This is a genomic window from Rhodococcus sp. B7740 (genome assembly GCF_000954115.1).
In the GTDB taxonomy this organism is placed as follows: Bacteria; Actinomycetota; Actinomycetes; order Mycobacteriales; family Mycobacteriaceae; genus Rhodococcoides.
In genome coordinates this window covers 436,937-456,343 of the sequence record NZ_CP010797.1, presented here as the reverse complement: position 1 = coordinate 456,343, position 19,407 = coordinate 436,937, and the positions used below count along the sequence as shown (strand labels likewise).

General features: G+C 65.5%; 16 protein-coding genes and 1 pseudogene. 6 read left to right on the top strand and 11 right to left on the bottom strand.

Annotated features, from left to right (window positions below; translation table 11 throughout):
- Nucleotides 1-9 precede the first annotated feature (9 nt).
- Nucleotides 10-414: a VOC family protein gene (locus NY08_RS02055; protein ID WP_045194624.1), complete on the top strand. Its 405-nt coding sequence runs from the start codon at nt 10-12 to the stop codon at nt 412-414.
- A gap of 37 nt (nt 415-451) precedes the next feature.
- On the opposite strand, the gene crcB (NY08_RS02050) is transcribed toward NY08_RS02055, so the two are convergent.
- Both crcB (NY08_RS02050) and crcB (NY08_RS02045) read right to left on the bottom strand, forming a co-directional pair.
- Entirely contained in the window at nt 452-823 is a 372-nt protein-coding gene (gene crcB / locus NY08_RS02050) for a fluoride efflux transporter CrcB (RefSeq protein WP_045194623.1), read from the bottom strand.
- Nucleotides 820-1,239, bottom strand: a complete 420-nt coding sequence (crcB, locus tag NY08_RS02045) for a fluoride efflux transporter CrcB (RefSeq protein WP_045199560.1) — start codon at nt 1,237-1,239, stop codon at nt 820-822. The genes crcB (NY08_RS02050) and crcB (NY08_RS02045) overlap by 4 nt, the downstream gene beginning before the upstream one ends.
- A gap of 107 nt (nt 1,240-1,346) precedes the next feature.
- Here crcB (NY08_RS02045) and NY08_RS02040 point away from each other — a divergent pair, with 107 nt between their 5' ends.
- From NY08_RS02040 to NY08_RS02025, 5 genes and pseudogenes are all read left to right on the top strand, one after another.
- Nucleotides 1,347-3,464, top strand: coding sequence for a RecQ family ATP-dependent DNA helicase (locus NY08_RS02040; RefSeq protein WP_045199558.1), 2,118 nt, complete (start codon nt 1,347-1,349; stop codon nt 3,462-3,464).
- A gap of 104 nt (nt 3,465-3,568) precedes the next feature.
- Nucleotides 3,569-4,141, top strand: a pseudogene (ectA, locus tag NY08_RS26365) (diaminobutyrate acetyltransferase); the annotation flags it as partial.
- 48 nt (nt 4,142-4,189) lie between these two features.
- Nucleotides 4,190-5,467 (top strand): diaminobutyrate--2-oxoglutarate transaminase, encoded by a 1,278-nt coding sequence (ectB, locus tag NY08_RS02035; RefSeq protein ID WP_045199556.1) that lies wholly within the window; start codon nt 4,190-4,192, stop codon nt 5,465-5,467.
- A gap of 40 nt (nt 5,468-5,507) precedes the next feature.
- A complete protein-coding gene (locus NY08_RS02030) occupies nt 5,508-5,906 on the top strand; it encodes an ectoine synthase (RefSeq protein ID WP_032394579.1) in 399 nt (132 codons plus the stop codon).
- A gap of 104 nt (nt 5,907-6,010) precedes the next feature.
- Nucleotides 6,011-6,877 carry a Sir2 family NAD-dependent protein deacetylase gene (locus NY08_RS02025; protein ID WP_032394771.1) on the top strand — a complete coding sequence of 289 codons (867 nt, stop codon included), beginning with the start codon at nt 6,011-6,013 and terminating at the stop codon, nt 6,875-6,877.
- Here NY08_RS02025 and proB read toward each other — a convergent pair.
- The 9 genes from proB to NY08_RS01980 form a co-directional block, all read right to left on the bottom strand.
- Nucleotides 6,850-7,989 (bottom strand): glutamate 5-kinase, encoded by a 1,140-nt coding sequence (proB, locus tag NY08_RS02020; RefSeq protein WP_200893160.1) that lies wholly within the window; start codon nt 7,987-7,989, stop codon nt 6,850-6,852. The genes NY08_RS02025 and proB overlap by 28 nt on opposite strands.
- Before the next feature lie 2 nt (nt 7,990-7,991).
- Nucleotides 7,992-9,443, bottom strand: coding sequence for a GTPase ObgE (gene obgE / locus NY08_RS02015; RefSeq protein ID WP_045194620.1), 1,452 nt, complete (start codon nt 9,441-9,443; stop codon nt 7,992-7,994).
- A 175-nt stretch (nt 9,444-9,618) separates the two neighbouring features.
- The gene (gene rpmA, locus NY08_RS02010; protein ID WP_032379202.1) at nt 9,619-9,882 is read right to left on the bottom strand and encodes a 50S ribosomal protein L27; all 264 of its coding nucleotides are present in this window, start codon (nt 9,880-9,882) and stop codon (nt 9,619-9,621) included.
- Nucleotides 9,883-9,941: 59 nt separating this feature from the next.
- Nucleotides 9,942-10,253, bottom strand: coding sequence for a 50S ribosomal protein L21 (rplU, locus tag NY08_RS02005; protein ID WP_032394581.1), 312 nt, complete (start codon nt 10,251-10,253; stop codon nt 9,942-9,944).
- 235 nt (nt 10,254-10,488) lie between these two features.
- Nucleotides 10,489-13,923, bottom strand: a complete 3,435-nt coding sequence (locus NY08_RS02000; protein ID WP_052683948.1) for a translation initiation factor IF-2 N-terminal domain-containing protein — start codon at nt 13,921-13,923, stop codon at nt 10,489-10,491.
- A 502-nt stretch (nt 13,924-14,425) separates the two neighbouring features.
- A complete protein-coding gene (gene ndk, locus NY08_RS01995) occupies nt 14,426-14,839 on the bottom strand; it encodes a nucleoside-diphosphate kinase (RefSeq protein WP_032394582.1) in 414 nt (137 codons plus the stop codon).
- A 70-nt stretch (nt 14,840-14,909) separates the two neighbouring features.
- A complete protein-coding gene (locus NY08_RS01990) occupies nt 14,910-15,299 on the bottom strand; it encodes a DUF4233 domain-containing protein (RefSeq protein ID WP_032394583.1) in 390 nt (129 codons plus the stop codon).
- Entirely contained in the window at nt 15,296-16,726 is a 1,431-nt protein-coding gene (folC, locus tag NY08_RS01985; protein ID WP_045194613.1) for a bifunctional tetrahydrofolate synthase/dihydrofolate synthase, read from the bottom strand. The genes NY08_RS01990 and folC overlap by 4 nt, the downstream gene beginning before the upstream one ends.
- The gene (locus tag NY08_RS01980; RefSeq protein ID WP_045194611.1) at nt 16,727-19,402 is read right to left on the bottom strand and encodes a valine--tRNA ligase; all 2,676 of its coding nucleotides are present in this window, start codon (nt 19,400-19,402) and stop codon (nt 16,727-16,729) included.
- Nucleotides 19,403-19,407: the final 5 nt, after the last annotated feature.

Genomic DNA, 19,407 nt, shown 5'->3' with positions numbered 1-19,407 from the left:
CCTTGCGACATGACACTTTCCCTGAGCCACGGCCACATCTACACCGACGACCCCGATGCCTCTCTGGCCTTCTATCGCGACACCCTCGGACTCGAGGTGAAGAACGAGGTGGTGAACGAAGGCTTCAGGTGGATAACCCTGTCCACCGCCGATCAACCCGAAATCGCGATCGTACTGTCACAGCCGCATGCGGGACGGTCCCAGGAGCTCGGCGATCAGATCGCTGCGCTGCTCGCCAAGGGTGAACTGCCCGGTTTGTGGTTTCGCGCAGACGACCTCGACGGCGCGTTCGAGAAGATACGCGCGGCAGGCACCGCCAAAATTCTGCAGGAACCGACCGGTCAGCCGTGGGGAGCGCGCGACGCGGCATTCCGCGATCCCGCCGGGAACATGGTTCGCGTCAGTCAGGCGTGAGTGGAGCCCGCGGAACGAACCATCATGGTTTCCGACCTCACATCGACGCGAGGGCCAGACCACCGCCGCAAGCGAGGACGGACGCCAGCAGCGAGACGATTGCGTTGACTGCGGCATCGCGTCGACGCCCTTGCTGTAGCAACCGGACGGTCTCGACACTCGCCGTGCTGAACGTGGTGTACCCGCCGCAGAACCCGGTGCCGATGACGGCTTGGACGTCGGTCGAGCCGGCTCGGAACATCACCCATCCGGCCAGCACCCCCAGCAGGAACGACCCGGACACGTTGATGCCGAGTGTCGCCCACGGAAAGCTCGTCCGTGCCGCGAGACGTGACTTCACTTCCGCATCGACGACGAAGCGAACGACTGCCCCCAGCCCGCCGGCCACTGCGATCCACAGCGCGATCATCGAACCACTCTGCCTGCCAGTGCGATTCCGGCCCAGGCGGCGAGTATGCCGACAATCACGCTGACCACTGCGTAGGCCACGGCCACCCCGGTGAAACCACTCCGGAACCCTTCGACCGTCTCGAGGGCGAAGGTGCTGTACGTGGTGAACGCACCGCAGAACCCGGTACCTGCCAGCAACCTCAGCCTGCGCCGATTTCCCGCATCGGGCCCACCGCGAACCAGTGACTCGAGCAGAAGGCCGAGCACGAATGCACCGGCGATGTTGATGCCGAAGGTCGCCGTCGGCCACTGCGATGCCGAATGCGGGAGCTGCTCCTCGATCACGTAGCGGACTGCCGTACCCGCCGCTCCGCCGACGAACACCACTGCCAGTGCCCACAGGTGACGGTGCACGGGTCCCTGGTCGGCCGGCATCGAATCGGAATCGGGATCGACCACCGATGATCCTTTCGGGCTGCTCGGTCCGACCGTTTCCGACCGGCCCGTGTTTGATGTCGGATGCCTACTGCACGATGGAGCCTATGACAACGACCACGGAGCCCACGACCGGGAACTTGCGCGAGAGCGCCGAGGAACTGTTGCGCGAACTCGCCGGCCCCGATGCAGTGCTGCGCGAAGACCAGTGGACGGCCATCGAGGCCCTCGTGGTGCATCGGCGGCGGGCGCTGGTGGTGCAGCGGACCGGTTGGGGCAAGTCGGCGGTCTACTTCATCGCGGCTAAGCTGCTGCGCGCGCAGGGCCTGGGTCCGACGGTCATCGTCTCTCCGCTGTTGGCGCTGATGCGCAACCAGGTTGCCTCCGCCGAGCGGGCGGGCGTGCGCGCCGCCACCATCAACTCCGGCAACATGACCGAATGGGACGACATTCATCAGCAGGTCAACTCCGGTGAACTCGACGTGCTGCTGGTCAGTCCGGAGCGATTGAACAATCCCGATTTCCGCGATCAGGTACTGCCGTCCCTGGCCGGGGACGCGGGCCTCGTCGTGGTCGACGAAGCTCACTGCGTCTCCGATTGGGGCCACGACTTTCGACCCGACTACCGACGAATCAGAACTCTGATCGCCGAGTTGCGCGACGGTATCCCCGTACTCGCGACCACGGCGACGGCGAACGACCGCGTGGTGGACGACGTCGCGGCGCAGTTGGGTGTCGGCGGCGGAGACACACTCGTCCTGCGCGGCGGGCTCGCACGCGACTCTCTGCGCATGGCCGTGGTGAAGATCGACAACGCCACCGAACGGGCGGCGTGGCTCGGCGATCATCTGAAGACGCTGCCCGGTTCGGGAATCATCTACACCCTGACGGTGTCGGCGGCCAAGGACCTGGCGGCGCTGCTGACCGATCAGGGACACGTCGTGGCCTCGTACACCGGCCAGACGGACCCGACCGAACGCGAGTCGCTCGAAAGTGACCTGCTGGCCAACCGAGTCAAGGCCCTGGTCGCCACGTCCGCATTGGGCATGGGCTTCGACAAGCCCGACCTCGGTTTCGTGGTGCACATGGGGGCACCGTCGTCTCCGATTTCGTACTACCAGCAGGTCGGGCGTGCCGGTCGCGCCACGGAACGAGCCGATGTGGTGCTGCTTCCCGGCCACGAGGATCGGCAGATCTGGAGCTACTTCGCCTCGGTCGCCTTCCCCCGCGAACATCTGGTGCGGCAGGTCATCGATGCCTTGAACACCGAGAAGGCTCAGTCGACGCAGGCACTGGAGCCGCTGGTCGAGCTGAACCGCAGCAGGCTCGAGATGGTACTGAAAGTGCTCGACGTCGACGGCGCGGTCAGACGCGTTCGTGGCGGCTGGATGGCGACCGGGGAGCAATGGACGTACGACGCGTCCCGCTACGAGCGTCTCGAGCAGGCCAGGGACCGCGAACAGCAGGCCATGATCGACTACCAGGGCACCGACGGCTGCCGGATGGAGTTCTTGCGGAGACAGCTCGACGACCCGGACCTGGGCGCACCCGGTAGCGAGTCCGACCGATGCGGGCGGTGCGACAACTGCACGGGTGAGCACCTGTCCGCCTCGGTGGATGCGGCCTCGGTCGACTCGGCGAGGGCACGATTGGATCGGCCGGGCATCGACCTGCAGCCCAGAAAGCAGTGGCCCAGCGGTATGAAGAAGCTCGGTGTCTCGCTCTCGGGCAAGATCTCCGACCCCCACGAACCCGGGCGCGTACTGGGCCGGCTCACCGACCTGGGCTGGGGCAGCCGACTGCGTGCCCTGCTCGATGCGCCCGACGCTCCGGCCACCGATGCACTGGAGAAGGCGTGCATCACCGTGCTCGCCAACTGGGATTGGAAGCAGCGGCCCACTGCCGTTCTGGCTCTCGACTCCCCTACCCACCCGCTCCTGGTGCGGTCGATCGCCGCGCGATTGGCATCGGTCGGCAAATTGGAGGATCTCGGGGTGATGCAGGTCAGGGCAGGTCATCCACCCGTGTCGGCCGCCAATTCGGCCTTTCGGGTCGCCGGGCTGGTGGACTCGTGGGACGTTCCGGACGTATCGTCCGTGACGGGACCGATCCTGTTGATCGATCTGGTCACCGACACGGGGTGGACGTTCACCTGTGCGGCGTCGGCTCTGACGTCAGCGGGCGCCTCGGCGGTGTTGCCGTTCGCTCTCGCAACACCGAAATGACGACCGGTCGAAATTGCCTGGTTTGATTTCTGCAGCGCTGGGTACAGCCAGCTGGGTCAGGAAAGTGTGACCATCATCACAATCGGTGGTTAACCAGGGGAAGCATGTCCGTTTCGGGGGTCGATCTGCGGACTCACTCGATATGCCTCGGCGACCTTGTTACGTTTGGTTTTCCTATGAAGCCCGCATTGCTGAGAGGTACCCCGCTCACTGCGCCGGACGCAGTGAAGTTTCGTAAGCCACAGATCTCCGACGGAGTCCGGCTCTGGGAGATCGCAAGAGATTCGCGAGTTCTGGATCTCAATTCCAGCTACTCGTACGTGTTGTGGTGCCGTGATTTCGCGGCCACCACCGTCGTATCCGACATCGACGGCCGCGCAGTCGGTTTCGTCACCGGATACATCCGCCAGGACGCCCCCCGCACACTGTTCGTGTGGCAGGTCGCCGTGGATGCGGACCAGCGTGGCAAGGGACTTGCCGGTCGCATGCTGATGGAGCTGCTCGACCGCCTCGAGCCACAGGGCATCACGCATCTGGAAACGACGATCAGCCCGGACAACGAAGCGTCCATCGCAACCTTCACGAGCCTCGCACGTAAGCGAGGCACCGACATCGTCAAGTCGGATTTGTTCGCGCCCAACGATTTCCCTGATAGCCACGAAGCGGAGGAGCTCTACACCGTAGGCCCCGACGCATCGCGGAATTACGAAAGGAACAAGCAGAACATGACCGAAAAGAACACCGTCACAACAGAGAAGCCCGATGTGTTCGAGACCGTCGAGTCCGGAGTGCGGAGCTACAGCCGCCAGTGGCCCGCCGTGTTCTCCACCGCGAAGAACTCGGTGATCACCGATGAGGACGGCAACGACTACCTCGACTTCTTCGGTGGCGCAGGCGCACTGAACTACGGCCACAACAACGACTTGATCAAGGGCGCGTTGGTGGACTACATCACCAGCGACGGCATCACCCACGGACTGGACATGTCCACGGTCGCCAAGCGCGAATTCCTCGAGTCGTTCAAGAAGAACATCCTCGACCCCCGCGGCCTGGACTACAAGGTTCAGTTCCCCGGACCGACGGGCACCAACACCGTCGAGGCGGCCCTGAAGTTGGCACGCAAGGTCACCGGGCGTGAGGCGATCATCAACTTCACCAACGCATTCCACGGCATGACACTCGGCGCGCTGTCGGTCACCGGCAACTCGATGAAGCGTGCCGGCGCCGGAATTCCGTTGGTGCACACCACTCCGATGCCGTACGACAACTACTTCGGAGGAGTCACCGAGGACTTCCAGTGGTTCGAGCGCGTACTCGACGACTCGGGCAGCGGGTTCAACCGCCCGGCCGCAGTGATCGTGGAAACCATCCAGGGTGAGGGCGGCATCAATGTGGCGCGCCCCGAATGGCTGCGCGCGTTGGCCGAGCTGTGCTCGCGTCGCGAGATCCTGCTGATCGTCGACGACGTCCAGATGGGCTGCGGTCGCACCGGACAGTTCTTCTCGTTCGAGGAAGCCGGCATCACCCCGGACATCGTCACGCTGTCCAAGTCCATCGGCGGTTACGGTATGCCGCTGGCACTGACCCTGTTCAAGCCCGAGCTGGACGTGTGGTCACCGGGCGAGCACAACGGCACCTTCCGCGGCTTCAACCCCTCGTTCGTCACGGCGAAGGCCGCCATCGACCACTACTGGTCCGATGACAGCTTCGAGAAGGAGATCCTCGCCAAGGGCGAGCACATCCAGGATCGTTTCATCAAGCTCTGCGCAAAGTTCGACGGCATCTCCACTCGCGGCCGCGGCATGGTCCAGGCACTGGTGTTCGACGACGCCGAGTTGGCCGGCAAGGTCTCACAGCTCTGCTACGACGAGCATCTGCTCGTGGAGACGGCAGGACCGAAGGACGAAGTCGTCAAGCTGCTCCCACCGTTGACCACGACGTTGGACGAGCTGGACCGCGGTCTGGACGTCATCGAGAGCGCCGTCGCCAAGGTGCTTTCCTGACCGTCCGTCCGCAGCAACCGACATCGAAGGAGGACATCGCATGATCGTTCGCACCACCCAGGAGATCACCGGTACCGATCGCGACATCGAGAGCGAAGACGGCAACTGGCGCAGCAAGAGAATCATTCTCGGCGGCGACAAGGTCGGATTCTCGTTCCACGAGACCACGATTCAGGCCGGCACGGTGAACAACTTCCACTACGCCAACCACGTCGAGGCTGTCTGGCTGATCGAGGGCGAGGGAACGCTCACCGACCGCGAGACCGGAGAAACCTACGAGCTCGGTGCGGGATCGATGTACCTGCTCAACGGACACGAGCGCCACACCGTCGAGCCGCGTACCACGATGCGCATGCTGTGCGTGTTCAATCCCCCGGTCGTCGGCAACGAGACGCACGACGAGAACGGCGTGTACCCCCTCGTCGAGGTACCCGCGTAGCACCAGTACGTCCCTGACGGCCCGCACCGACGCTTCCGCGTCGGGTGCGGGCCGTAGGCGTCGATACGGTGCTCATCGGGCAATGGATCGCTATCCTGGACGAAGTGAATGCATCTCCTGTGTCCGCAGTCCTGTACGAGCAGCTGACTTCTCTGCTCGAGGGCAGGACGGTCACCGTCGTGAGCGGCGCAGGCATGTCCACCGACTCCGGCATTCCCGATTACCGCGGTCCGCAGTCACCCCCGCGTAACCCGATGACATTCCAGCAGTTCATCGGTGACGCCGAATTTCGTCGGCACTACTGGGCACGCAACCACGTCGGGTGGCGACACATGGATGCCGCGGTACCCAACGACGGGCACCGAGCACTCGCCCGACTCGAACGGGCCGGCGTCGTCACCGGCATCATCACCCAGAACGTCGACATGCTGCACACCAAGGCGGGCAGCCGAAACGTCATCGACCTGCACGGCGTCTACGCCCGCGTTCGCTGCCTGAACTGCGAGCGATTGATCTCGCGTTTCGAACTGGCCCGGCGACTCGATCGTGCCAATCCGGGTTTCCTCGAGTCGGTTGCACCCGCAAACGGCGTCGAGATCGCCCCCGATGCCGACGCGATCATCTCCTCGACCGCGCACTTCAGAATGGTCGACTGCGAATCATGTTCGGGCATACTGAAACCCGACATCGTCTACTTCGGTGAGAGTGTTCCCAAGCCGCGTGTCGCCGAGGCATACGATCTGGTCGACCGAAGCGATGCGTTGTTGGTGCTCGGATCCTCGCTGACCGTGATGTCCGGCCTGCGGTTCGTCAGGCACGCGTCCAAGAAGTCGAAGCCGATCGTCATAGTCAACCGCGGTACCACCCGCGGCGACGAATTCGCTTCTCTCACAGTCCATGCCGGTTGCTCTGAGGTGGCGACCGCGCTGGCCGACGACCTCGATCAGGCAGGAACCAGATCGTCGGCATGAACCACAGGTCGTTGTAGCTCCGCGGCCAACTCCCCTGTGGACCGCCCGAGCATTCCGGCCAGCTCCGCCGAGTCGTACGCGACGACCCCGCGAGCCACCAGGACGCCGCCGTGGTCGACCAACGAGACCACGTCGCCGCCGTGGAAAGATCCCGTCACCGACGTGACACCAGCGGACAACAACGACCGTCGCCGCTCGACCACCGCACGCACGGCACCCGCGTCGAGGTGCAATTCTCCCGCGGCATCGGCGGCGTGACGGACCCAGAACTTGCGAGCCGACAGCCGCGTCGGCCGTGCAGCGAAGGCGGTGCCCACCTCGGACGTCGTCAGTGCGTGTGCGGCATCGGATGCCGCAGCCAGCAGCACCGGAACACCGGCATCGGCCGCGAGACGCGCAGCGGACAGCTTGGACGCCATTCCGCCGGTGCCGAGCGCTCCGCCCGAACCGGCGACGACGCCGTCGAGATCCTCGGGGCTGGTCACCTCCGGGATCAGTGTGGCCTTGCCCTTGCGGGGATCACCGTCGTACAACCCGTCCACGTCCGAGAGCAGGAACAATGCGTCCGCTCCGACGAGGTGGGCGACCAGGGCAGCCAGGCGATCGTTGTCGCCGAACCTGATCTCCGCCGTGGCGACCGTGTCGTTCTCGTTGACGATGGCCACAGCACCGAGTGAGCGCAGTCGATCCAGGGTGCGCTGAGCATTGCGATGGTTGGTTCGCCGCGCGATGTCCTCGGCAGTGAGCAGAACCTGCCCCACCGTGCGCCCGTACCGGTGGAACGACGAGCTCCACGCATGAACCAGAGCGAGCTGACCGACGCTCGCAGCAGCCTGTTTGGTCGCCAGGTCTCGTGGACGCTTGGTCAGGCCCAGAGGTGCCATCCCTGCGCCGATCGCGCCGGAGGACACGACCACCACGTCCGTCCCGCTGCGCATCCGAGATTCGATGGCGTCGGCGAGCAGATCGAGTCGGCCCAGATCGAGACCGGTATCGAGGCTGGTGAGAGCCGAGGAACCGATCTTGACCACGATGCGCTTGGCATCGGCGATCGTGCGACGGGTATCGGTGAGAGCCTCTGCGAGCGAATCGGATTCACGCACCGCCACCACGGCTACTCCTGTTCGGTGTCGAGCCCGCGACGTACCTGGCGGGCATGCTTGCGTTCGGATGCGCCGATGCGCTCGACCTGATCCAGGCGGGCATCGGTGCCACGGCCCGTCATCGTGATCTCGACACCGGCCGGGGTCTGCGGCTCCCAGTCGAACGACACGTCGCCGATGGTCACCGAAGCACCGGGCTGAGCGCCTGCCTTGATGAGGGCGTCCTCGACGCCGAGCCGCGCGAGACGGTCGGCGAGGTAGCCGACGGCCTCGTCGTTGGTGAACTGCGTCTGGCGCACCCACCGCTCCGGTCGGGTACCGCGAACGATGAAGCCGTCCGGGATATCCGGATCCTTGACGACCTTGAAGCTGTCGTCGTTGCGAGCGACCGGGCGCAGCACCTGACGCCGCGGCTCGGGAGCCGGATGCGCGGTGCGGTACTCCTCGACGAGCTTCGCCAACGCGAACGTCAGCGGCTTGAGACCGGCACGCGTCACCGCGGAGATGGTGTACACGGGCCAACCACGGGACTCGAACTCGGCGGTGACCATCTCGGCGAGCTCGGCACCCTCCGGAATGTCGGCCTTGTTCAACACCACGATGCGGGGCCGATCGGCCAGATCGCCGAGGCTGGCATCTCCGGACAGAGCCGGCTTGTACGCGGCCAACTCGGCTTCGAGGGCGTCGACATCGGAGATCGGATCGCGGCCGGGATCCAGTGTGGCGCAATCGACGACGTGTGCGAGAACGGCACAGCGTTCGAGGTGACGCAGGAAGTCCAGTCCGAGACCTCGGCCCTGACTCGCTCCGGGGATCAACCCGGGAACGTCGGCGACGGTGAAGGTGGTGTCGCCGCTGGATACGACACCGAGGTTGGGCACCAGTGTGGTGAAGGGGTAATCGGCGATCTTCGGCTTCGCTGCGGACAGCACCGAGACCAGCGACGACTTACCGGCCGACGGAAAACCGACGAGGCCCACATCGGCGACGGACTTGAGTTCGAGGACGAGTTCGCGCTCGACGCCCTCTTCGCCGAGCAGTGCGAATCCGGGGGCACGTCGAGCCTTCGATGCGAGAGCTGCGTTGCCGAGTCCACCGCGGCCGCCCGGAGCGGCGTCGAAACGTGTTCCCTCGCCGATCATGTCGGCGAGGACGTTGCCCTTCTTGTCGAGCACGACGGTGCCGTCGGGAACCTTGAGGATCAGGTCCTCGCCGTTGGCACCCTCGCGGTTGCCGCCCATGCCCTGAGTTCCGTTGCCTGCCTTGGCATGGCTGGAGAAGTGGAAGTCGAGCAGAGTGTGGACGTTGCTGTCGACGACGAACACGACTCCGCCGCCCTGTCCTCCGTTGCCACCGTCGGGGCCACCAAGAGGCTTGAACTTCTCGCGGTGAACCGAAGAGCAGCCGTTGCCACCTTTGCCGGCGCTGACGTGCAGCACCACGCGGTCGATGAATCGTGACATAGCTGTCTTCGATCCTTTCGTGAAAGAAAAAGCGGGAGAAAAAAGCGATAGGGGCGGACCGGTCTCATGACCCTGGTCCGCCCCTATCGGGAGCTGTGAACGTACGCCGTGGATGGTCGACTCGAGCAGTTGCCCGGTCGCGTCGGCCATCGTGGGCGCGAGCGCTGCAGAAGGACTAGGCCTCTACAGCGACCGGAACGATGTTCACGGTCTTGCGACCGCGCTTGGCACCGAATTCGACTGCGCCCGGGGCGAGTGCGAACAGGGTGTCGTCGCCGCCACGGCCGACGTTGACGCCGGGGTGGAAGTGAGTGCCGCGCTGACGAACCAGGATCTCGCCTGCGCCTACGGTCTGGCCGCCGAAACGCTTGACGCCGAGGCGCTGAGCGTTCGAGTCGCGACCGTTACGGGAGCTCGATGCGCCCTTCTTGTGTGCCATGTTGCATACCCTCCTCGGGGTGAATCAGCTTGGGAGAACGCGGGTCCGAAGGGACCTGGTTACTTGATGCCGGTGACCTTGAGGACAGTGAGCTTCTGCCTGTGTCCCTGACGCTTGTGGTATCCGGTCTTGTTCTTGAACTTGTGGATGCGGATCTTCGGGCCCTTGGTGTGCTCGACGATCTCACCGGCGACCGAGATCTTCGCCAGCTTGTCTGCATCGGTGGTCAGGTCGGATCCGTCTACGACGAGGACCGGAGCAAGCGAGACAGCAGTGCCGGGCGCTCCCTCGATCTTCTCGACCTTGACGAGGTCACCAACAGCGACCTTGTACTGCTTTCCGCCGGTCTTGACGATCGCGTACGTTGCCATCGGAGGGCTACCCCTTGCTTCTTCGAACTTGCTCGCATTGCGCATGGCAACACGACTGGTCTGGTAAAACGTGTTTGCTTGCTCCCTATCGGCCGGTCGGGATGATGATCATTCCGACCCGCTCGAGAACCGTTGTTTCCTACAGCACCACTACGGCACGGCAGAACGGTGTCACCGGGAGCGACTTATCAAGGTTACGGCAGGGAGACGGCCAGGGTCAAACTGCCCTGCTCTGCTAGGCATCGACGTCCACCGGTGGACCTGCAGGCCGCGCTGCTGCGCGCCGTCTGCGAGGACGTGCGGTAGGCACCTCGACCGGCTCCGTTGGCTGCTCGGCCGCCGCAGTGAGCGGTGCCGACGGCTCGTCGGGTGCCGTCCCGGCCTGGTCGGAAGACGTGGCGTCCCCCGAGTCGTCCGTGGCGGGTACGACGATGACCATGCCCGCGTCGGGTGCAGTGCCGGTCGGCGCGGCAGCCTTGCGGGCCACCCGCCGTCCGCGTCGAGCCTTGGCAGCCACCGGAGCCGACGGCTCGTCGGCCGCAGTCTCGGCGGGCGTGTCGACTTCGGTGGCCTCGGTCTCGGCGTCGGCAACCGACGCGGCCGCTACGTCCACGTCGTCGGCGGAGACCACGGTCACCACTGCGTCGCCGCTGGCAGCTTCGGCCGGTGCCGGTGTCTCGACATCGGCCGGGCTGACGTCGGCGACCACGTCGTCATGATGCGCGGCCATGGCCAGCGCCACCGGGTGCGCTCGTTTGATCGACGGATCGACCACGGGGTGCTCGTGACCGTCTGCCGTGCCTGTCCGATCGTTCGAGGACGCCCGGTCGCCACCGTCCGACCGATCGTTGCCGTCGGCCTTGTTGTCCTTGCCACGTCGACGCCTGCTGCTCGTTCCCGAGTTGCTGCTGTCGGACCGCGACGAACTCGACCGTCCGCCGTCGTTGTCAGGCTTTTCATCGACGGGGAACGGGTGCACGACGATGCCGCGACCCTGGCAGTGCTCGCACGTGGTGGAGAACGCCTCGACGAGCCCCGTACCGAGCTTCTTGCGGGTCATCTGCACCAGTCCGAGCGAGGTCACCTCGGACACCTGATGGCGAGTCCGGTCGCGTCCGAGGGACTCGGTCAGGCGCCGCAGTACGAGATCGCGGTTGGACTCGAGCACCATGTCGATGAAGTCGACGACGATCATGCCGCCGATGTCTCGCAGACGCATCTGGCGAACGACTTCCTCGGCCGCCTCGATGTTGTTGCGGGTGACCGTCTCTTCGAGGTTGCCGCCGGAGCCGGTGAACTTGCCGGTGTTGACGTCGACGACGGTCATCGCCTCGGTGCGATCGATCACCAGGGTGCCGCCCGAGGGCAGCCAGACCTTGCGATCGAGAGCCTTGGCCAGCTGCTCGTCGATGCGGTGAGCAGCGAAGACGTCGACCGAACTGCCGTCCGCCTCGTAGCGGTGCAGCCGCTCCATCATGTCCGGGGCGACGGTCTCGACGTAGTTGGACGTCGTCGTCCATGCCTTGTCGCCCTCGATGACGAGCTTGGAGAAGTCCTCGTTGAACAGGTCTCGGATGACCTTGACCAGCATGTCGGGCTCTTCGTACAACGTCTGCGGTTGCACGCCCTTGCCGGTTTCGGCGTTGGCCGAGCGTTCTTCGATGCTGGCCCACTGCGCCTGCAGGCGAGTCACGTCACGTGCGAGCTCTTCTTCGCTGACGCCTTCCGCTGCGGTGCGGATGATGACGCCTGCCTCGGGAGGCACGATGTCGCGGAGGATCTCCTTGAGCCGCTTGCGCTCGGTATCGGGCAGCTTGCGGCTGATACCGGTGGAGCTTCCACCTGGCACGTAGACGAGGAAGCGACCGGCGAGCGAGAGCTGCGTCGTCAGGCGAGCACCCTTGTGCCCCACTGGGTCCTTGCTGACCTGCACGAGAACCTGATCGCCCGGCTTGAGGGCCTGCTCGATCTTGCGCGCGCTCCCCCCGAGACCGGCAGCGTCCCAGTTGACCTCGCCTGCGTACAGCACACCGTTACGGCCTCGGCCGATGTCGATGAACGCTGCTTCCATACTGGGCAGCACGTTCTGGACGCGGCCCAGGTACACGTTGCCGACCATCGACGCGGTGGCACTGCTGGTGACGAAATGCTCGACGAGCACGCCGTCTTCGAGTACGGCAACCTGTGTGGTCAGCGGATGATCCGGTGTCGCCTTCTCGCGCACGACCATGACCCGGTCGACGGATTCGCGGCGCGCCAGGAACTCCGACTCGGTGAGGATCGGCGGACGACGACGGCCGGCATCGCGCCCGTCGCGGCGGCGCTGACGCTTGGCCTCGAGGCGCGTCGAACCCGTGATTCCCTGAACCTCGTCCCGGGGTGCGCGACTCTTGTTGCGTGGCTCACGCTCGTGCACGACGGTGTTGGGCGGATCGTCCTCGGACGTCGCGCCTTCGGCAGCGGCCTCGGCTCCGGTCTTGCGCCTGCGACGGCGACGACGGCGGCGGCTGGAGCCGTCTCCGTCCGAACCACCGTTGTCGGAGTCGTCGTAGTTGTCCTGGGCTCCGGAATCGGACTCGTCGTCGCCGTCCTCGGCCGAGGAGTCCGCGGTGCGCGCGTCGTCGGAGGAGTCGGACGAATCGGAGTTCTGACGGTCGGAGGAACGGCTGCGAGTACGTGACCGACGCGAGCGTCGTCCCGAGTTCGACTGCTGCCCGTCACCTGCCGAGGACTCGTCCGAGTCCGCATCGTCGCTCGACTCCGCGTCGGTCGAATCGGTGGTGTCGGTGCTGTCGGTGTCCCCGTCGGAATCGTCGTCCGAGTTCTCGTCGGTCGACTCGTCCGAGGATTGCTCGCCGCGACCGCGTCCGCGACCACGACGGCCGCGCCGGCGACGTCGAGGCTGAGACTGATCGTCGTCGCCGTCACCGTCGGTCGAGCTCTCGGCTTCGGCCGACTCGCCGGCATCGGAGGAGGACCGGTCGGTCTCGACGGCGGAGACCTCGGATGCACCGGTCTCCGGCGTCACTGCGGACTCGCTGCTGTCGGTAGTAGCACTGCTCTCGGTGTTCGCAGCCTCGTCCTTGGGCGCGGCCTTACGGCTGCGGCGACGGCGAGCCGGAGGCTCGGCCGGTGACTCCGTCGATTCCGTCGCCGGAGCATCGACAGCGGCGGGCTGCAGGAACAGAGGGGTGGCGAACGTCGTAGCTGTGGGCTGGTCGGTCGTTGCCGCGGGCTGGGCCGCCTCCGGCTCCGGTGCGGGCGCACTGGTGAACAGCTGCGGCTCGGTCCACGGAACCTCGCCTGCGGGCTCATCGGCAGCAGGCACATCGACATCGGGTACCGGAGTCGGCTCGGCAGTCGAGGAATCGGGAGTTGCTGCTGTGGGGCCGTTGACCGAATCACGAACGGACTCGGCGACGTCACGGCTCAGGCTCGACTGAGCACTGCGCGCTTCGATGCCGAGCTCACCGAGGGTGACGAGCAGCTGCTTGCTGGTGACGCCCAGGATCTTCGCCAATGCGTGCACGCGCAGCCTGGTCGGCAGCTCGATGGTGTCGGGTTGCGCCGACGACACCGCGTCGGTTTCCACAGGCGACACCGGGCCGGGGGCCTCAGTACGTCCTGCGTTTTCGTTCTGTACATCTTCGGGCGGGCTTTGATCGGCCACGTAGTCTCCTCGGGCCCCCGGGCGCGTCCATCCGACTTCGGGTGTGACGCGGCCACGCGAGGGCAATCCTTGTGTACTCACGTCGGGTTGGACGTCAGCTGTTCGGTCTCGCTCCGCACCCGAGCCGATGACCACTTCGTAGTTCTCGGTGGTCGACGACAGCGTGTGCAGTGCCTGGCTGGATGGTGGTGTACCGGCGATCCGAGCGCCTGATCATCAAGCAAGAACGCGAACGAGCCTGTCTCTCGTTCGAGCATCTGCGATGACGGGCAGCGGATAGACGACAGTCATCCGATCGAATCCATCACACCGGTCTAGCGAACTTCCGTGAAGCCTGGGCTTCGGGTGGAGCGTGAAACCTGTACGTACTGGTGCAGTGGAGTCGATCTGTTGTCGAGTATCCCACACGCTGTGATGCGTACTCGCCACGCCGCACCGATCGGGTTTCCGACGGGTACGGCGTGGCTGACGAACGTTGCTGTTTCTGTCGACGGCGGAACGGTCAGGCGAGGCCGGGGAACCAGAGTGCGATCTCGCGCTCGGCCGATTCCACGGAATCCGATCCGTGTACCAGGTTCTGCTGACCATCCAGGGCGAGGTCACCGCGGATGGTCCCGGGAACCGCCTTGGCCACGGGGTCGGTGCCGCCTGCGATCTGACGGAAGGCCGCGATGGCGCGGGGGCCTTCGAGAACTGCGGCCACGACCGGTCCGGACGTGATGAACTCGAGGAGTTCGGGGAAGAACGGCTTGCTCTCGTGCTCCGCGTAGTGAGCCGAGGCCAATTCGCGGGAGACGGTCTTGAGCTCGAGTGCGACGATGCTCAGACCCTTCTTCTCCACGCGGCCGAGGATCTCTCCTACGTAACGCCGGGCAACTCCGTCGGGCTTGATCAGTACAAGGGTGCGGTCGGTCACGAAAGACGACAGTAATGGAACCCGGCGATGCAGCGCGCGCCGCATCGCCGAAACCGACGGGTTTCCCCGGTCAGTCGCGCTGCCCCGGCAACATTCCTCGTCGGATCCGCTCGGTGATGTCACGGCGCAGGTACAGCAGATACAGCCATACCGCGATGAAGATCAGGCCGACGGCACCGATGGAGAGGTGGAACACCGCCCCGGCCACGACGAACAGCTGGAGAATCAGGTTGAGCTTCATCGCCCACGGCTCACCCTGCTTGCCCGCCGCCAGGACCATCACGACGGCCAACGCCACGATGTAGGTCGTCGAGAACCAGGTCGCGCCGCCGCCGAGGGTCGCCACCACCGGCAGCGCGAGCAGTGTCACGATGGCTTCGAGCACGAGGGTGCCCGCCGCGACACCGCGGAACCCCTTCCACGGGTCGTTCGTGGGTGGTCTGAACTCTGTTTCGCTCACGCGGGGTCCTTTCCGAACAGAGTGCGAGCTGCACCGACGGTCACCACGGATCCGGTCACGACGACTCCGGCACCGGACACGGCCTCCCCCGGCTCGGCGACCTCCTCGGCCAGCCCGATCGCCGTTTCCAGGGCATCGGGCAGTGTCGACGCCACCACGACGCGTTCGTCACCGAACTTGGCCACCGCGATGTCGGCCAACGCGTCCACGTCCATCGCCCGCGCCGACCCGTTGTGGGTGACGACGATGTCGTCGAACACCGGTTCCAGTGCGTCGAGAATCGCTCCGACGTCCTTGTCCGCCATGACGCTGACGACGCCGACGAGTTTGCGGAAGTCGAATTCGTCGGTGAGGGCGGCGGCGAGCGCTGCCGCCCCGTGCGGGTTGTGCGCGGCGTCGAGGAACACGGTCGGGGCATTGCGAACCCGCTCGAGCCGACCCGGATTGACGATCGTCGCGAACGCGCCGCGCACGGTGTCCTGATCGAGTTGGCGATCCGGACCGGCACCGAAGAACGCCTCGACCGCCGCGAGTGCGAGCGAGGCATTGTGCGCCTGATGCTCGCCGTGCAACGGCAGGAAAACGTCGGTGTACACCCCGCCGAGCCCCTGCAGTTCCAGTTGCTGGCCCCCCACGGCGATCTGCCTCCCGAGCACGGTGAATTCCGATCCGGCCCGCGCCACCGCAGCATCCGCCTGCACCGCCGCCCGCAGCAGCACCTCGGAGACCTCTGGTTGCTGCTTCGCCAGAATCGCGACGGTGTCGCGCGGCACGAGCGATTCCGGGGCCTTCTTGATGATCCCCGCCTTCTCGCCTGCGATCCCGGCGAGATCGTCGCCGAGGAACTCGACGTGATCGAGGCCGATCGGGGTGATGACGGCGACCTCGCCGTCGACGACGTTGGTGGCGTCCCAACGCCCACCGAGTCCGACCTCGATGACGGCGACCTCGACCGGGGCCTCGGCGAACGCAGCGAACGCCATGGCCGTGACCACCTCGAACTTGCTCATTCGGGGTCCGCCCGCAGCCTCGGACTGCGCGTCGATCATCTCGACGAACGGTGCGATCTCGTTGTAGGTGTCGACGTAGAGCCGCGGAGAGATGGGCCTCCCGTCGATGCTGATCCGCTCGGTCGCCATCTGCAGGTGCGGACTGGTGGTTCGGCCCGTGCGTCGGTGGAAGGCAGTGAGCAGTGCATCGATCATGCGAGTCACCGAGGTCTTGCCGTTGGTGCCGGCGACGTGAATCGACGGGTACGCCTTCTGCGGCGACCCGAGCAGATCCATCAGCGCCGAGATCCGAGCCGTCGACGGCTCTATCTTGGTTTCGGGCCAACGCTTGTCGAGCTCGGCCTCCACGAGGGCGAGCTCGGCCAGATCGACCGGGCTCGGCGGAGGTAGCGGCAGGGCGGCGTCGGGTTCGGTCACTTAGGTTCCCATCGATTCGAGCCGCGCCGAGATGCGTGCGATCTCTTCGCCCGCGATCGTCTGGCGTGTTCTGATCTTGTCCACCACCGCATCCGGTGCTTTCGCGAGGAACGCTTCGTTGCCGAGCTTGCCGGTGGTCTGCGCCAGTTCCTTCTCCGCAGCGGCCAGATCCTTCACCAGGCGGGCCCGTTCGGCGACGAGGTCGACGGTGCCCGAGGTGTCGAGTTCGACGACCACGGTGGCCTTGCTCAGGCGCACCTCCACCGAGGCCGTGGCGGCGAAGTCCTCGGCGGGCTCGGTCAGTCGAGCCAGTGCGGTGACCGCCGAAATCTGCCCGTCCAGATCGGAGTCGGGGACTCCGACGATGCGGGCCGCCACCTTCTGGGACGGCTTGAGTCCCTGATCGCTGCGGAATCGGCGAATTTCGGTGATGAGCCGCTGCATGTCCTCGATGCGTTGTGCCGCAACAGGATCCAACGACTCGGTGGCGGCAGTGGGCCACGCCGCGATCACCAGCGACTCGCCGCCGGTGAGCACCTTCCACAGCGTTTCGGTGACGAACGGAATCACCGGATGCAGCAACCGAAGCAGGGCGTCGAGGACGTTACCGAGAACTCCGCGCGTGGTGGCGGCGATGGCGTCGTCGGCGAACTGAACCTTGGCGATCTCGAGGTACCAGTCGCAGACCTCGTCCCAGGCGAAGTGATAGAGCGCCTCGCAGGCCTTGCTGAACTCGTACCGATCGAACGCCGAATCCACCTCTGCCCGAACCTGCTCGAGCCGGTCGAGGATCCATCGGTCGGCGTCGGTCAGCTCGCCGCGCCGAGGCAGATCTGCCGGTGCCGCGCCGTTCATCAGAGCGAACTTGGTGGCGTTGAACAACTTGTTGGCGAAGTTGCGCGACGACTGGGCGTGGTCTTCGCCCACGGACATGTCGGCTCCGGGGTTCGCGCCGCGAGCGAGTGTGAAGCGCAGCGCGTCGGCACCGAAACGGTCGACCCAGTCGAGGGGGTCGATGCCGTTGCCCCGCGACTTCGACATCTTCTTGCCGAACTGGTCCCGAATCAGGCCGTGCAGAAACACATCTCGGAACGGAACCTGCGGCCCCGACTTGCCCGCGGTGATCGCGTCGTCCGCTCCGACGTAGGTGCCGAACATCATCATGCGGGCGACCCAGAAGAACAGGATGTCGTATCCGGTGACGAGAACACCGGTGGGATAGAACTTCTCGAGATCCGCCGTGGCGTCGGGCCACCCCATCGTCGAGAACGGCCACAGCCCGGACGAGAACCAGGTGTCGAGAACGTCGGGATCCTGCTCCCAGCCCTCGGGCGGCGTCTCCCCCGGTCCGAGGCAGACGGTCTCGCCGTCGGGTCCGTACCAGATCGGAATCCGATGACCCCACCACAGCTGACGCGAGATGCACCAATCGTGCATGTTGTCGACCCAGGCGAACCAGCGCGGTTCCTGACTCTTCGGGTGAATGACGGTGTCGCCGTTGCGCACTGCGTCACCGGCCGCCTTCGCCAGGGTGTCGACCTTGACCCACCACTGCAGCGACAGGCGCGGCTCGATGGGCTCGCCACTGCGCTCGGAGTGGCCGACACTGTGCAGGTAGGGACGCTTCTCGGCGACGACGCGGCCCTGCTCGGCCAGTGCTTCACGAACCTTCACGCGCGCCTCGAAACGGTCCATGCCGTCGAACTGCGTTCCGGTGTCGGCGATCCGACCTGCCTTGTCCATGATCGAGGGCATCGGCAACGAGTGCCGCACACCCATCTCGAAGTCGTTGGGGTCGTGAGCCGGGGTGATCTTCACGGCACCGGTGCCGAACTCGGGATCGACGTAGTCGTCGGCGATGATCGGGATCTGCCGCCCGGTGAACGGGTGCTCGAGGGTGGTGCCGACGAGAGCCTTGTATCGCTCGTCGTCGGGGTGAACCGCAACTGCGGTGTCGCCGAGCATCGTTTCGACTCGGGTGGTCGCGACGACGACATGCGGCTCGGAATCGTCGAGCGAGCCGTATCGCAGCGAGACGAGTTCGCCCTCGACGTCCTCGAACTTGACCTCGATGTCGGAGATGGCGGTCTGCAGCACAGGAGACCAGTTGACCAGTCGCTCGGCGCGATAGATCAGACCGTCGTCGAACATCCGCTTGAACATGGTCTGCACGGCCTCGGACAGGCCGTCGTCCATGGTGAATCGCTCTCGGCTCCAGTCCACACCGTCGCCGATGCGTCGCATCTGCCCACCGATGGTTCCGCCCGATTCACGCTTCCAGTCCCAGACCTTGTCGATGAACAGCTCGCGGCCGAACTCTTCCTTGGTCTTTCCGTCGGCGGCGAGCTGCTTCTCCACGACGGTCTGGGTGGCGATACCCGCGTGGTCCATGCCCGGCAACCACAGCACCTCGTACCCGAGCATCCGCTTGCGACGGCTCAGCGCGTCCATCAACGTGTGGTCGAGAGCGTGACCCATGTGCAGGCTGCCCGTGACGTTGGGTGGGGGCAGCACGATGGAGTAGGGCGGCTTGCCGCTGGTGGCGTCGGCTTCGAAGTACCCGGCGTCGACCCAGGACCGGTACAGCTCCGCCTCGACCGCACTGGGATCCCAGCTCTTGGGCAGGTCGATCGAATCGGCGGGGTTCTCTGAGTGCTCTGGCGCTGAACTGGTCACCGGTC

What these genes read in the sequence shown, in the direction of transcription:
- rpmA (WP_032379202.1), bottom strand. Translation starts at nt 9,882, where the DNA reads ATGGCACACAAGAAGGGCGCATCGAGCTCCCGTAACGGTCGCGACTCG.
- NY08_RS02030 (WP_032394579.1), top strand. Translation starts at nt 5,508, where the DNA reads ATGATCGTTCGCACCACCCAGGAGATCACCGGTACCGATCGCGACATC.
- NY08_RS02040 (WP_045199558.1), top strand. Translation starts at nt 1,347, where the DNA reads ATGACAACGACCACGGAGCCCACGACCGGGAACTTGCGCGAGAGCGCC.
- ectB (WP_045199556.1), top strand. Translation starts at nt 4,190, where the DNA reads ATGACCGAAAAGAACACCGTCACAACAGAGAAGCCCGATGTGTTCGAG.
- NY08_RS02055 (WP_045194624.1), top strand. Translation starts at nt 10, where the DNA reads ATGACACTTTCCCTGAGCCACGGCCACATCTACACCGACGACCCCGAT.
- obgE (WP_045194620.1), bottom strand. Translation starts at nt 9,443, where the DNA reads ATGTCACGATTCATCGACCGCGTGGTGCTGCACGTCAGCGCCGGCAAA.
- rplU (WP_032394581.1), bottom strand. Translation starts at nt 10,253, where the DNA reads ATGGCAACGTACGCGATCGTCAAGACCGGCGGAAAGCAGTACAAGGTC.
- crcB (WP_045194623.1), bottom strand. Translation starts at nt 823, where the DNA reads ATGATCGCGCTGTGGATCGCAGTGGCCGGCGGGCTGGGGGCAGTCGTT.
- crcB (WP_045199560.1), bottom strand. Translation starts at nt 1,239, where the DNA reads ATGCCGGCCGACCAGGGACCCGTGCACCGTCACCTGTGGGCACTGGCA.